At 64.3% G+C, this 12,357-nt stretch carries 16 protein-coding genes and 1 tRNA gene; 7 read left to right on the forward strand and 10 right to left on the reverse strand.

The window, feature by feature from the left end; translation table 11 throughout:
* Positions 1–5 precede the first annotated feature (5 nt).
* From FHT02_RS08110 to FHT02_RS08125, 4 genes are all read left to right on the forward strand, one after another.
* Entirely contained in the window at positions 6–1,355 is a 1,350-nt protein-coding gene (locus FHT02_RS08110; protein WP_184086395.1) for a M28 family metallopeptidase, read from the forward strand.
* A gap of 228 nt (positions 1,356–1,583) precedes the next feature.
* A complete protein-coding gene (gene otsB / locus FHT02_RS08115; RefSeq protein ID WP_184086397.1) occupies positions 1,584–2,333 on the forward strand; it encodes a trehalose-phosphatase in 750 nt (249 codons plus the stop codon).
* A complete protein-coding gene (locus FHT02_RS08120; RefSeq protein ID WP_184086399.1) occupies positions 2,330–4,126 on the forward strand; it encodes a glycoside hydrolase family 15 protein in 1,797 nt (598 codons plus the stop codon). Before otsB ends, FHT02_RS08120 begins: the two co-directional genes overlap by 4 nt.
* Positions 4,123–5,532, forward strand: coding sequence for an alpha,alpha-trehalose-phosphate synthase (UDP-forming) (locus FHT02_RS08125; RefSeq protein ID WP_184086400.1), 1,410 nt, complete (start codon positions 4,123–4,125; stop codon positions 5,530–5,532). The genes FHT02_RS08120 and FHT02_RS08125 overlap by 4 nt, the downstream gene beginning before the upstream one ends.
* Before the next feature lie 133 nt (positions 5,533–5,665).
* Here FHT02_RS08125 and FHT02_RS08130 read toward each other — a convergent pair whose 3' ends face one another.
* The 9 genes from FHT02_RS08130 to FHT02_RS08170 all read right to left on the reverse strand — a co-directional run bounded on the left by FHT02_RS08130 (position 5,666) and on the right by FHT02_RS08170 (position 10,495).
* Positions 5,666–5,977, reverse strand: coding sequence for a hypothetical protein (locus tag FHT02_RS08130; RefSeq protein ID WP_246352267.1), 312 nt, complete (start codon positions 5,975–5,977; stop codon positions 5,666–5,668).
* Between the two features lie 158 nt (positions 5,978–6,135).
* The gene (locus FHT02_RS08135; protein WP_221239375.1) at positions 6,136–6,408 is read right to left on the reverse strand and encodes a hypothetical protein; all 273 of its coding nucleotides are present in this window, start codon (positions 6,406–6,408) and stop codon (positions 6,136–6,138) included.
* Positions 6,409–6,582: 174 nt separating this feature from the next.
* Positions 6,583–6,894: a hypothetical protein gene (locus tag FHT02_RS08140; RefSeq protein WP_184086402.1), complete on the reverse strand. Its 312-nt coding sequence runs from the start codon at positions 6,892–6,894 to the stop codon at positions 6,583–6,585.
* Positions 6,891–7,523 (reverse strand): hypothetical protein, encoded by a 633-nt coding sequence (locus FHT02_RS08145; RefSeq protein ID WP_184086405.1) that lies wholly within the window; start codon positions 7,521–7,523, stop codon positions 6,891–6,893. Before FHT02_RS08145 ends, FHT02_RS08140 begins: the two co-directional genes overlap by 4 nt.
* A gap of 555 nt (positions 7,524–8,078) precedes the next feature.
* Positions 8,079–8,155, reverse strand: a tRNA-Arg gene (locus tag FHT02_RS08150).
* A gap of 34 nt (positions 8,156–8,189) precedes the next feature.
* Positions 8,190–8,657 carry a DUF1178 family protein gene (locus FHT02_RS08155; protein WP_184086407.1) on the reverse strand — a complete coding sequence of 156 codons (468 nt, stop codon included), beginning with the start codon at positions 8,655–8,657 and terminating at the stop codon, positions 8,190–8,192.
* Positions 8,654–9,475, reverse strand: coding sequence for a carbon-nitrogen hydrolase family protein (locus FHT02_RS08160; protein WP_184086409.1), 822 nt, complete (start codon positions 9,473–9,475; stop codon positions 8,654–8,656). Before FHT02_RS08160 ends, FHT02_RS08155 begins: the two co-directional genes overlap by 4 nt.
* Entirely contained in the window at positions 9,472–9,729 is a 258-nt protein-coding gene (gene grxC, locus FHT02_RS08165; protein WP_184086411.1) for a glutaredoxin 3, read from the reverse strand. Before grxC ends, FHT02_RS08160 begins: the two co-directional genes overlap by 4 nt.
* A gap of 34 nt (positions 9,730–9,763) precedes the next feature.
* On the reverse strand, positions 9,764–10,495 hold the full coding sequence (locus tag FHT02_RS08170; RefSeq protein ID WP_246352268.1) for a ComF family protein: 732 nt from the start codon (positions 10,493–10,495) through the stop codon (positions 9,764–9,766).
* A 43-nt stretch (positions 10,496–10,538) separates the two neighbouring features.
* Between FHT02_RS08170 and FHT02_RS08175 the strand changes: the two genes are divergently transcribed.
* Positions 10,539–11,378: a class I SAM-dependent methyltransferase gene (locus tag FHT02_RS08175; RefSeq protein ID WP_343056867.1), complete on the forward strand. Its 840-nt coding sequence runs from the start codon at positions 10,539–10,541 to the stop codon at positions 11,376–11,378.
* On the opposite strand, the gene FHT02_RS08180 is transcribed toward FHT02_RS08175, so the two are convergent.
* Entirely contained in the window at positions 11,375–11,767 is a 393-nt protein-coding gene (locus FHT02_RS08180) for a (deoxy)nucleoside triphosphate pyrophosphohydrolase (RefSeq protein WP_425506430.1), read from the reverse strand. The genes FHT02_RS08175 and FHT02_RS08180 overlap by 4 nt on opposite strands.
* 73 nt (positions 11,768–11,840) lie before the next feature.
* On the opposite strand from FHT02_RS08180, the gene FHT02_RS08185 reads away from it, so the two are divergent.
* The gene (locus FHT02_RS08185; RefSeq protein ID WP_184086415.1) at positions 11,841–12,023 is read left to right on the forward strand and encodes a Flp family type IVb pilin; all 183 of its coding nucleotides are present in this window, start codon (positions 11,841–11,843) and stop codon (positions 12,021–12,023) included.
* A gap of 130 nt (positions 12,024–12,153) precedes the next feature.
* Positions 12,154–12,336, forward strand: coding sequence for a Flp family type IVb pilin (locus FHT02_RS08190; RefSeq protein WP_184086417.1), 183 nt, complete (start codon positions 12,154–12,156; stop codon positions 12,334–12,336).
* Positions 12,337–12,357 lie beyond the last annotated feature (21 nt).

The following is a 12,357-nucleotide window of genomic DNA, read 5'->3' on the forward strand; positions in this document are numbered from 1 at the left end:
CCACCATGCACAAGCTGAACACCTTACTCCTCGCCGCCGCCAGCGCGTCCATCCTCAGCATCCCTGCTCAGGCCCAAACCGTCAGTGAACCCTCCGTCCGCGGCCACGTCTCCTACCTCGCCGGCCCCGCCCTGCGCGGCCGCGGCAGCGCGACGCCGGACGAAGCCGCGGCGGCGGCGTATGTCGCGGCGATGTTCCGCGGCTATGGGCTCCAGCCCGCACCCGGGATGACCGGCTATACGCAAAGCGCCGACGTCACCGCGCTCAAGCTCGACGGCCCGGCACTGCTCACTGCCAATGGCGTGGCGGTCGATGCGCCTTTGCTGTTCTCCTCCACCGGCCGGCCCATCACGGGCACGCTGAGCGTATTCGCCGGCAACGATCCCAAGCAGATTGCCGGCGCTGTGGTGATCCTCTCCGGCACCGGCATCAATCCACTGCGTGTCGCCGGCGCGGTTGATCCTGCAAAGACCAGGCTCGTCATCGTCCGCGCCACCCCCGAAGTGCGTGACTATTATCAGAAGATCGGCGGCGCGCCGCGCCTGCCGCGCACCTTCAAGGGCGAGGCGCCTAGCCCGCGCCCCACCGTGGTCGCGCTGCCCGATGCCGCGTTCGACGCGCTCGCCGCACAGCCGGGCGCCGACATTGCGCTCACCCTGCCCGGGCTGGTCGAGCAGCAGCTGGTCACCACCAATGCGATCGGCTGGCTGCCGGGCACCGATCCCAGCGCTGGCATGCTGCTGGTCTCGGCGCATCTCGACCATCTCGGCGTCCGTCCTGACGGGCAGGTGATGTACGGCGCCAATGACGATGCATCGGGCACCGCGGCGGTGATCGAGTTGGCCAAGGCGCTGGCGCAGGGCAAGAAGCTGCGCCGGAGCGTGCTGTTCGTCGCCTATGGCAGCGAGGAAGCCGGCGGCTTCGGCGCGCGGAAGTTCATTGCGAACCCGCCGGTGCCGCTCGAAACGCTGGTCGCCAATCTGGAGATCGAGATGATCGGCGAGCAGGACCCCAAGCTGCCCGCCGGCACGATGATGATGACCGGCTATGACCGCTCGACCTTTGGCGAGACGCTGAAGGCGCATGGCGCGCTGGTGACCGCCGATCCCTACCCCGAGCAGAACTTCTTCCAGCGATCGGACAATTACGCGCTCGCGCAGAAGGGCATCGTCGCGCACACCGTGTCGGGCTGGGCCGTGGTGCCGACCTATCACACGCCCGAGGATACGGTGGAGCGGCTCGACCTCCCCTTCATGACCCGCGCGATCCAGTCGCTGGTGGCGCCGCTGCGCAGCCTGGCGAACAGCCGCGCCAAGCCTGAATGGAAGCCGGGCGGCAAGCCGGTGGCGGAGTGACGTTGAAAATCCTCTCCCGAAGGGGGAGGAATGACGCTTCCACTTTCCCGGCGAAGGCCGGGCCCAGCCGCCACCCAGGCTGAGATGGCGCCGCGCTTTTGCCAGTGCAACGCGACTGGGCCCCGGCCTCCGCCGGGGAACTGGTTCGGGATAGGGCTTCGTCCTTCAAACTATCGCCGGATTCCCACAGGGGTTCCCATCCGCGCCCCGGTGCGTCAGGAGGCCCGCATGCCCCACGCCACCCTGCCCCCGCCGCCGGCCGACCTTCTCGACGGCGCCAGCCTGTTCCTCGACTTCGACGGCACGCTGGTCGAACTCGCCGACCGCCCCGATGCGGTAGCCGTCGACGACCGCCTTCACGCCCTCATGCGGAGCCTCGCTGCCCGCCTCGATGGCCGTGTGGCCATCGTCAGCGGGCGTCCCGCCGAACAGATCCACGCGCTGTTCGGCAGCGAGGGGATGACCGTCGTCGGCAGCCACGGCATGGAGTTCCGCTGGAACGATGGCCGGGTCCGGGTCGCCGATCGCCCGGAGGGCATGGCGCAAGCGCTCGCCGCGATGCACGCGCTCGCCGACCGCACGCCCGGCATGCTGGTGGAGGACAAGCCGCTGGGCGCCGCGCTGCATTTCCGCATGGCGCCCGATGCGGAGGAAGCCGCCCAGGCACTGGCCAGCGAAATGGCCGCACGCCACAATCTCCACCTCCAGCCCGGCAAGATGATGGTCGAGGTTCGCGCGGGCGGCGGCGACAAGGGCGCGGCGATCCGGACGCTAATGGCGGAACCCGAACTCGCCTCCACGCGTCCCTTGTTCATGGGAGACGATCACACGGACGAGCCCGGCTTCGAAGCCGTCGCGGCTCTGGGTGGCGCCGGCATCCTTGTCGGGGCGTCCCGTCCAACCGACGCGACCTATCGTTTGAATGATGTCCAGGCGACGCTCGCCTGGCTTGAAGCCGCCTGTGGGAGTGCTGCATGACGACCAATCTCGACCTTTGGCCGATCGGCAATTGCCAGGTCAGCGCGCTGATCGACCGCGCCGGCCAGTTCGTGTGGGGCTGCGTGCCGCGCGTCGACGGCGATCCGATCTTCTCGGCATTGGTCGGCGGCCCCGATACCGCGGCTCCAGATGCCACGGGCCTATGGGCGATCGACCTGGAGGACTGCGCGTCCACTGAGCAGCATTACCTGCGCAACACGCCGGTCCTGGTCACCCGGCACACCGATTCCGCGGGAAACGCAATCGAGATCGTCGATTTCTGCCCGTATTTTCGCCGCTCCAACCGCACCTATCGCCCCACCGCCTATGCCCGGATCGTGCGGCCGGTGACCGGCAGTCCGCGCATCCGTGTCCGCCTGCGCCCCTCCTGTGGTTGGGGCGGCGCCTGCAACCAGCGGATCGGCGGATCAAACCATATTCGCTATACGATGGAAGCACTTACCATGCGCCTCACCACCACCGCGCCGGTGGGTCTGGTGCATGAGGAGCGCCTGTTCCGCCTCGAACGCCCCCTCCACTTCTTCCTCGGCCCCGACGAAAGCTTCAGCGGCGAACTCGCAAGCAGCGTCGACGAGATGCTGGCCAACACCACACATGAATGGCAGGAATGGGTCCGAGGATTAGCCATCCCGCTGGAATGGCAGGACGTCGTGATCCGCTCGGCAATCAGCCTGAAACTGTGCCAGCACGAGGAAACCGGCGCGATCGTCGCCGCGCTCACCACCTCCATCCCCGAACATGCCGGCTCCGAGCGGAACTGGGATTACCGCTATTGCTGGATTCGCGATGCCTATTACACCGTTCAGGCGCTCAACCGCCTCGGCGCGCTCGATGTGCTCGAAGGCTATCTGGTCTACCTCCGCAACATCGTCGACAGTGCCAAGGGCGGCCACATCCAGCCGCTCTACGGCGTGCTCGGTGAAGCGACGCTGGAGGAAGGCTTTGCCGAAAAGCTCCCCGGCTATCGCGGCATGGGCCCAGTCCGCGTCGGCAACCAGGCTTATGAGCAGATCCAGCACGACGCCTATGGCCAGATCGTCCTGTCCAACGTCCAGGCGTTCTTCGATCAGCGGCTGTTCCGCATGGCTGGCGTCGAGGACTTCGAGGCGCTGGAGCGTGTCGGCGAGCGCGCGTGGCAGAATTACGACCAGCCTGACGCCGGGCTGTGGGAGCTGCGCACCCGCCAGAGCGTCCACACCTATTCGTCAGCGATGTGTTGGGCCGCGTGCGACCGGCTTGCCAACGCCGCTGAAGTGCTCAAGCTTCAGGATCGCCGCGCCTTCTGGCAAGAGCGCGCCGACCACATCCGCGAGCATATCGAGCGCACGGCCTGGCGCGAGGACACCCGCCGCATGTCGGCCACCTTCTCGGGCGACGATCTCGACGCCAGCTTGATCCAGCTGCTCGACCTGCGCTTTCTCTCCCCGGACGATCAGCGCTTCAAGGACACGCTCACCGCGGTCGAGGCGGGCCTGCGCCGCGGCTCGCACATGCTGCGCTATGACACCGAGGACGATTTTGGCCTGCCCGAGACCGCCTTCAATGTCTGCACCTTCTGGCTGATCGAGGCGCTGCACTTCACCGGCCGCAGCGCCGACGCACGGGCTTTGTTCGAGGAGATGCTCGCCCGCCGCACCGCGGCCGGGCTGCTCTCAGAGGATATCGATCCGGTCACCTCCGAGCTTTGGGGCAATTACCCGCAGACCTATTCGCTGGTCGGTATGATCAACTGCGCGGTCCTGCTCAGCAAGCCCTGGAGTGCGATCCGTTGAGCCGTCTGATCGTCATTTCCAATCGTGTAAGTGCCCCGACCGGCTCGCACTCGGGCGCGCAGGGCGGCCTCGCCGTCGCACTCCAGGCTGCGCTCGCCGAAATGGGCGGCATCTGGTTTGGCTGGTCGGGTGAACAGACCGACGCCTTCACCGGCCAGGTCAACCTGCACCGCGGCGACGGCTACACCACCGCCACCGTCGACCTCGAAGAACAGGACATCGAGGAATATTATAACGGCTACGCCAACCGCACGTTGTGGCCGCTCTTCCACTACCGCATCGACCTGGCCGAATATGAGCGCGGCTTCGCGGGCGGGTACCAGCGCGCCAACGAACGCTTTGCCGAGACTGTCCGCCCGCTGGTCGAGGAAGAAGACGCGGTGTGGATCCAGGATTACCACATGATCCCGCTCGGCCAGGAGCTGCGCAACCGCGGCTGCGCCAACCGGATCGGCTTCTTCCTCCACACCCCTTGGCCGCCGCGCCGCCTGCTCGGCACGCTGCCGGAAGCCGCCGAGCTGGTCGAGACCATGTTCGCCTATGACCTGATCGGCTTCCACACCCAGGAATGGCTCGAATCCTTCTGCGACTTCGCTCAGCGCGACATGGGCGCCGAGATCGAGGACGGCGACGTGATCCGCTACCGCGGCCGCAGCGTGCGGGTGATCGTCTGCCCGATCGGCATCGACGCCGGCGAGTTCCGCACGCTGTCCGACAGCGAGACCGCCCGCGACACGTTCAGGCAAATGAAGCTGAGCGCCACCGGCCGCTCGATGATCGTCGGCGTCGACCGGCTCGATTACTCCAAGGGGCTCGAAGAGCGCTTCCTCGGCTACGAACGCTTTCTCCGCGAGCATCCCGAGACGCGCAAGGAAGTGTTCCTGCTCCAGATCGCGCCGCCCTCGCGCGCCGCGGTGGAAACCTATCAGCGCATTCGTAACGTATTGGAAACGCTATCGGGCAGGATCAACGGCGAGCATGCCGATCTCGACTGGGTACCGATCCGCTACGTTAACCAAGGCTACTCGCGCGACGTCCTCGCCGGCGTGTATCGCGCCAGCAAGATCGGGCTGGTCACGCCCTTGCGCGACGGCATGAACCTGGTCGCCAAAGAATATGTCGCCGCACAAGATCCGGAGGACCCGGGCGTCCTGATCCTCTCCCGCTTCGCTGGCGCCGCGGCGCAGATGGAAGAGGCCGTACTGGTGAACCCCTACAGCGCCGAGGAAATCTCCGACGCCATCCTCCAGGCGCTCCGCATGCCCCGCGCCGAGCGTATCCGCCGCTGGCGCGCAATGATGGACGGCATCGAGCGCGAGGACGTACTGTGGTGGCGCAAGCGCTTCACCGACGCGCTGCTGGAGGTGCCGCTAGCCGGTCCGAAAGCAGGGGCCACTACGATCTAGCTGCGTACGGCGCCTGCGATGCTATCGAGCACCAGACGCTTGCCCCCAACGCATTTGCTGTTGCGGTGCGTAGCTCTACCAATGCGCCGCAAGGCTGTGGTCTGCCACTATTATCGCATAGCCATCGTGGCCTTCAATGGCTTGCAATCGCGCAAGGCGTCCAGCTCCGCCGGTCTCGCCGATCGTCGGATGCGAGTACCTCTTCGAGATAGAAGCTGTGTGCAATGTTGCGTACCACCTCTTGCGCTCCGCCGCTGTACTCCTCAGCGATGACAGCAAAAACGTTGACCAACTCGCGAAGAAACCCCTTATCCAAGGCTTGAAGATCGTTCCCCAACTGCTCCAGCATCTCAACGGCATTGTCAGAATCCAGAATCTCGTCGTCGGTTAGCTCAAGAAATACCATGAAATCGGCAATTATGTGGGCGATCTGAATAGCTATCATGGCCGGACTCCCTTGACATCGACGTTGTCGCCTCTCCAGCAGCAGCTTCTGGGCGTTGAGAGGAAGCGGAGCTGCCCAATCTCTGACAGGCTGGTGCCGCGGCAATCACACTACCTGGGTAAGCAGTTACCCCTCCCCTGGGCTGCTGCGGTAGGCGCTCACTCCTCCTCCGCGTCGCGCACCGCTTCCAGTTCGGCCAGTTTCACCGGATCGTCGGCTGCCAGCGCCTCTTCGAGATAGAAGTCGTGAGCCAGGTTGCGCACCAGCCGCTGCGCCTCGCCGCTATACTCCGGAGCTATCACAGAGAACGCGTTGACAAGCTCGCGGAGAAAAGGCTTATCGAGCGCCTGAAGACCGCCCCCTAGCGCTTCAATCATTTGGACAGCCGTATCGGGATCGAGATTTTCGTCTTCCGTCAGATCAAGAAACAACGATAGGTTTGCGATAATACGCGCGACTTGGAGGGCAATCCTGGCTCTACTACCCTGACCTTGGTGTTGGTACCGCTCACCTTGTTGATCAGCGCTATAGCGCTTGAGCGTTTCTTAAAGTGTCACTGACCGGCGACCTAGACGCAGACCGCGCTCCCGGTATTGTCTCAGCCTTTAGGCTCGCGCATCGCGTAGAGCCTCCAACTCCGCCAGCCTCATCGGATCGTCGGCTGCCAGGACTTCTTCGAGATAGAAGCTGTGCGCGATGTTGCGCACGACCTCTTGTGCTTCGCCACTGTATTCCGGGGTGATCACTGCAAAAGCATCGATCAGCTCTCGAAGGAAGCCCTTGTCCAAGGCTTCCAGGTCGCTTCCTAGCTGCTCCATCATTTGGACGGCTGCATCCGGATCGAGAACGTCGTCATCTGTTAGATCAAGAAATATCATGTAATGCGCGATCATGCGCGCGATCTGTGTAGCAATCATGGCTTTACCACTCTCACATTTATGGTGGTAACTTTCATGTCTTTAAGCAGCTTTAAAGCTTTCGTCTTCTGAGCAGGGTTAGGAACTTCCCAAACCCCAATAAGACGCTTTTGCGCCAGCACCTCTGACTGCCGCAATAACCGGGCTCGCGCGCGTGGGGCAGTCACGACAACCATCTTTCGATCGATCACGTAGTCGCCCTGTACGCCATCGAACTTCACCGGCCGCTTCGATCCGTCCGGCATCGTTCGCATCAATGTCGGCGCTTGGCCGTGCCGCGCGCCCGCTGCAGCGTCGTTATATCGAGTTGCTGGACTAGCCTTGCCGAGGTTCTCTTTAACCCAGCCGATCTCGGGCGGATCAAAGGTTGGGCGGGGTGTCAGCTTTCCAAGACTACGCAACTTAGAAACCCTGGCAACGGCCACTCCCGGCGCGGCTGCCAGCGCGGCGTTGCCGGCGACTGACCCGGTGGCACGACCGATATCGCGCGCCGAGGCGTTGGCTACAGCGTCGGCTGCACGCGCGACCTGGACACGAGCCGGCGTGTCTTCGGCGGCTATCACCCGATCGATCGTCTCGCCGATGCCCCGGCGAGCGTTCCGAACGGTCGTGACCGAGTTCGTCGTCATTACGGAATACGCACCTGCGACCGCCTCTTTCGCAGCACCGTACAACCCTTCGCCCACCCCGCCGACGAACTCAGCGACCGGCTTTGGCTTGTTCCGGGGCCGACTTGGGAGTGGCCGTAGCCCTCCCTCAACCGCGTCGGCATCTGACTGCCCCTTGCTAAGTCTCGGCTTGCTGAGCATGCGACCCCTTCGCATTTGGCGATGTTGCCGCCCGCGGCTTCCGCTGGTCGCCACGCCCGACAGTGCTGGGGCGCGGCTGCTTGCGCCCCGGGCGGAGCCGGTCCCGCCCGCCCATGATACTGACCGATCCCGCAAAGGTGAACCGGCCATCTGCCGGATCGTGCCACGGATTGAACTTGAACTCGATTCCATCCGAATGTCGAGGCGGCAGCTCGCCTGTCCTCAGCCATGTCGAAAAAGCGCTCGCCTGCTCACGCTTCGCCATCTGGGTCATGCCGCCTCCCCCATTGCGTCGAGAACATTTGCGGAACGATTTTCTACAAGTCAAGCCGCGGCAATGCGTAGGGAGGATCGCGAACGGCTGTAAGCAAGTGATGGTGCCCCGAGAGAGACTCGAACTCCCGACCTTTGGTTTAGGAAACCACTGCTCTGTCCTGCTGAGCTATCGGGGCACGTTGCCGCTGGTAAAGAGCCCTGAGGCAGGAATCAATTGCAAGCCTCGGGAGGAACCACGGGCAGCGGCAGCGGCGCAACCGGGATGCCCTCCTCAATCAGTTCCTTCGCCTGCTCGGCAGTGGCTTGACCATGAATGGAGGCAGCTGGCGCGTCCCCCACGTGCATCGCACGCGCCTTATCGGTGAATGCAGACCCCACCCATTGCGACTTTTCGAGCAGCGTTGCCTGTGCTGCGGCCAACTTTGCGATGGCGGCCTTCACCGCTGCTGGAGACCGTGTCTGGTTAGGTGCACTCACACCGGGAGCCGGCATCCTTTCGGCGCGCTGATTGCTCTTGGCAGCGAGGTTTGGAGCCATCACCGCCTTCGTGACGTCCTTGTCACCGCAGATCGGGCATAGGATCAGGCCGGCGTCGCGCTGCTCCTCATAGGTCGTGCTGGATCCGAACCATGCTTCAAAAACATGCGATGCCGTGCACTTCAAGTCGAAGACGATCATGCCAGGGTGACCGCTGGTGTCACGCGGCGATGCTTCAGAACCGGTACGCGCTCACGTGCTTCTCGAACGCGCGCCGGATCGACCTGGACGAAACCCATCCCGGCTTGGTCGTGCATGTCGAGCAACACCTCGCCCCAGGGGCCGACCGCAAGGCTGTGTCCATAGGTGGCGCGGCCGTCTTCATGCTCGCCGGTCTGCGCCGCCGCCAGCACGAACGCGCCGGCTTCGATCGCGCGCGCACGTAGCAACACGTGCCAATGCGCCGCACCGGTGGAACGGGTGAACGCCGCAGGCACTGCGAACAAGGTCGCGCCGGCATCGCTCAGCGTCCGGAACAGATCGGGAAAGCGAAGATCATAGCAGATTGCCAGGCCTAGGATGCCGAGCGGCGTTTCGACCAGCACGGCGCCCTCGCCGGCGGCATAGCGGTCGGATTCACGCCATCGCTCGCCATCGGGCAGATCGACGTCGAACAAGTGCATCTTGTCATAGCGTGCCCGCACATCGCCGCGATCGTCGATGACGAAGCCGCGATTGGCCAGCTTACCGTCGGGTCGGACGACCGCAAGACTGCCAAGGTGCACCCAGATACCGTGGCGTGCCGCGGCTTCCCGCACGCTTGCCAGCACGCGATCATCCTCCTCGCTAGCCAGCGACCCTGCCGCTCGGTCGCGGTCTCTGTCCAGCAGCCCAGACATTTCCGGCGTGAACAGCATGGCCGCACCCTGCCCTGCGGCATGCGCGACTGCTTCAACAAGCGTACGCCCGTTGGCCGCGGGATCGATCCCGCTCGTCATCTGCAGCAAGGCAGCTTTCATGCGGCTAACAGGGGATCCAGTCCGCCTTGCCGATCGAGCGCCGCCAGATCGTCCGATCCGCCGATGTGGCGGTCGTCGATGAATATCTGCGGCACCGTGGTACGACCATTCGCCCGCTGGATCATCTCCTGGCGCTTGGAGCCGCCCATGCCGATATCGACCTCTTCAAAGGCTACGCCCTTGGATTGCAAAAGCCCCTTTGCGCGCGTGCAATAGGGGCAGAAAGTCTTGGTATAGATTTCGATTTTCGCCATGATCTTCCTGACCTGTGTTGCGTGCAGGCGCTTGTCAATCCGCCTCGGCGTCGTGGAGAACGCGCGCCCAGCACAGAAGGATCACCCGCGCCGCGCCGCCGCGCTTCAGCACGCGGGTACACGCGTTCGCCGTCGCGCCGCTGGTGTGCACATCGTCGATCAGCACGATGGTCTTGCCGCGGAGGATGGCCTGGGCATCTGGCGCCAGGGCGAACGCGCCGGAGACTGCCTTTGCGCGCCCTTTTGGACCAAGCCCGCGCAGGATCGGCGTTGCCTTCACCCGTCGCAGCAGCTCGACGTCGCTGGGCGTGCCGGACGCACGCGACAGTGATCGGGCGATCAGCGCCGCCTGATTAAAGCCACGGCTCCAGGTGCGCCAGCGATGCAGCGGCACCGGTATCAGCAGGTCCGCGTCACTGGGCATCAGCCGCATCATTGCGCGCGCCATCGTGTCCGCGCAGCCCAGCCGCCCGCCATATTTCAGCTTCAGCGCAACGCCGCGCGCTACGTCGCCATAGGCCACTGCCGCTCGCACGCCGTCATGCGCTGGCGGCGCTGCCATGCACCCGGCGCACAAGGCGCCCGGTCCTCGATCGAAGTCAAACGGCATGTGGCAGCCGGCGCACCATGGCGGCCCAAGAAAGGTAAGGCTCGACCAGCAGGAGACACAGAAACGATGGTCTTCCCGCGTCACCTCTCCACAGCCGGGACAGCGCGGTGGCAGCGCGATATCGACCAGCCGGAGAAGCGGAGCAAGTAGGGCCATCCAGCACTTGTCGCGAGCGACTGCCCGCTGCACAAGCGCGAGCGTGTCTGACTCGGAAATCTTCTCTCGCGGCGTCCGCCGGCTGCGCCGTGACCGGGCCGCACGGGGGTATGCGGATTTTGCCTTTGTGCGCGAACACATGCTGGGCGGCATTGTCGAGCGCCTAGAGGGGGTGAAGCGCAACTTCCGCGATGTGCTCGATCTGGGGAGCTTTGCCGGCGATCTCACGATCCCCGGCGCCCGCACCGCGCGCTTGGATGCCGGCTCGACCTTCGCCGCGATGGCCGGCGGTGTGCAGGGCGATGAGGATCGCCTGCCGTTCGCCGATGCGAGCTTCGATCTGGTGATATCGGCGGGGGTGCTCGATCAAGTCAACGATGTACCCGGCGCGCTTGCCCTGGCACGCCGGGTCCTGCGGCCCGATGGATTGTTCCTGGGCGCGTTCTTGGGTGCCGGCACGCTAGCCACGCTTCGCGCGACACTGCTGGCGGCAGAGACAGAGCGCCCCGCGGCACGCTTCCATCCGCAGATCGATGTCCGCTCCGCAGGCGATCTGTTGGGAAGAGCAGGCTTCACGCTTCCCGTCGCCGATGTCGAGACGCTGACCGTGCGATATGGCGGTGTCGCCAATCTGCTGCGCGATCTTCGCGGCATGGCCGCAACCAACCTGCTCCACGATATACAGCCGCTTAGCCGGACAACCTTGGGGCGCGCGGCAACCGCATTCGCCGAGCGCGCCGATCCCGACGGCCGCACCGCCGAGCGGTTCGAAATCGTGTACTTGACCGGTTGGGCACCCGATCCGTCCCAACCCAAGCCCGCGCGCCGGGGCAGCGCGACCACCTCGCTAGCCGATGCGCTCAAAGGGGCGCGTCAAAGCTAGACGAGCTTCTCCAACGCCGCGATCAAGGGCACATCGGCCGGCGGCATTTCCAGCGCGTGCAGTTCGCCAGGATACACCCATTGCAGTGCGTCTGCGTGCCGCGCGGCCGGTGTGCCGCTCCAGTTCCTCAGCGTGTACAGCAGCAGCAAGAGATGCTTGGTGCCGAGGGTCTCACTGGCAAAGGCGCAGGGCTTCACCAAGCCGGGATCCAGCGAGATCCCGAGTTCCTCTTCCAATTCTCGCGCCAACGCGAATTCAGGAAGTTCTCCGGCTTCAACCTTGCCGCCTGGAAACTCCCACAGCCCGGCCATGGGCTTACCGGCGGGCCTGCGCTGGACAAGCACGCGTCCATCGCCGTCGACCAGCGCGGCCGCTACCACCAACAATATATCCTGCCCGCTAAGCACTTCGTAACCCCGTTCTTCTAGTCGATGCACGCCCTCTGGAAGAAATTCGAACCCGATGCGAGCCTTGCTTCACACTCTTTCCCTTCTTGCCCGAAACACGAAAGCTGCGACCGCGATCGAATACGGCCTGATCATCGCGCTCGTCGTGATTGCCATGATGGCTGCGCTGGTGGCGTTGGGCACGGTTACGACCGACATTTGGAACAACGTCAGCAACAAGGTCCAGGCGGTCAGCTGATAACGGTTACGTATTCGCAACCTACTGTATTAGCTAAATCTTTACCGCACCCGGCTAGACAGGCTCCGTCGAACCGCGTTTCGCGGGGAGGCCGGGTATATGAAGCTTCTATTGAACGTTGGAGACCGGTATGCAGAAGATCCGCAACTTCGTTAAGAATTCCAAGGGCGCAACCGCAATCGAGTACGGCCTGATCGCCGCACTGATCGCCGTCGCCGCCATCACCGCTATGGGTAACCTTGGCAACAGCCTGACCACTACCTTCAGCAACGTGTCCGGCACGATGAACTCGAAGGTCAAGCAGGGCGCTTAACCTGCTCGAGAGGATCGTAGT

The sequence above is a fragment of the Sphingomonas xinjiangensis genome (assembly GCF_014199255.1).
Lineage (GTDB): Bacteria > Pseudomonadota > Alphaproteobacteria > Sphingomonadales > Sphingomonadaceae > Sphingomonas > Sphingomonas xinjiangensis.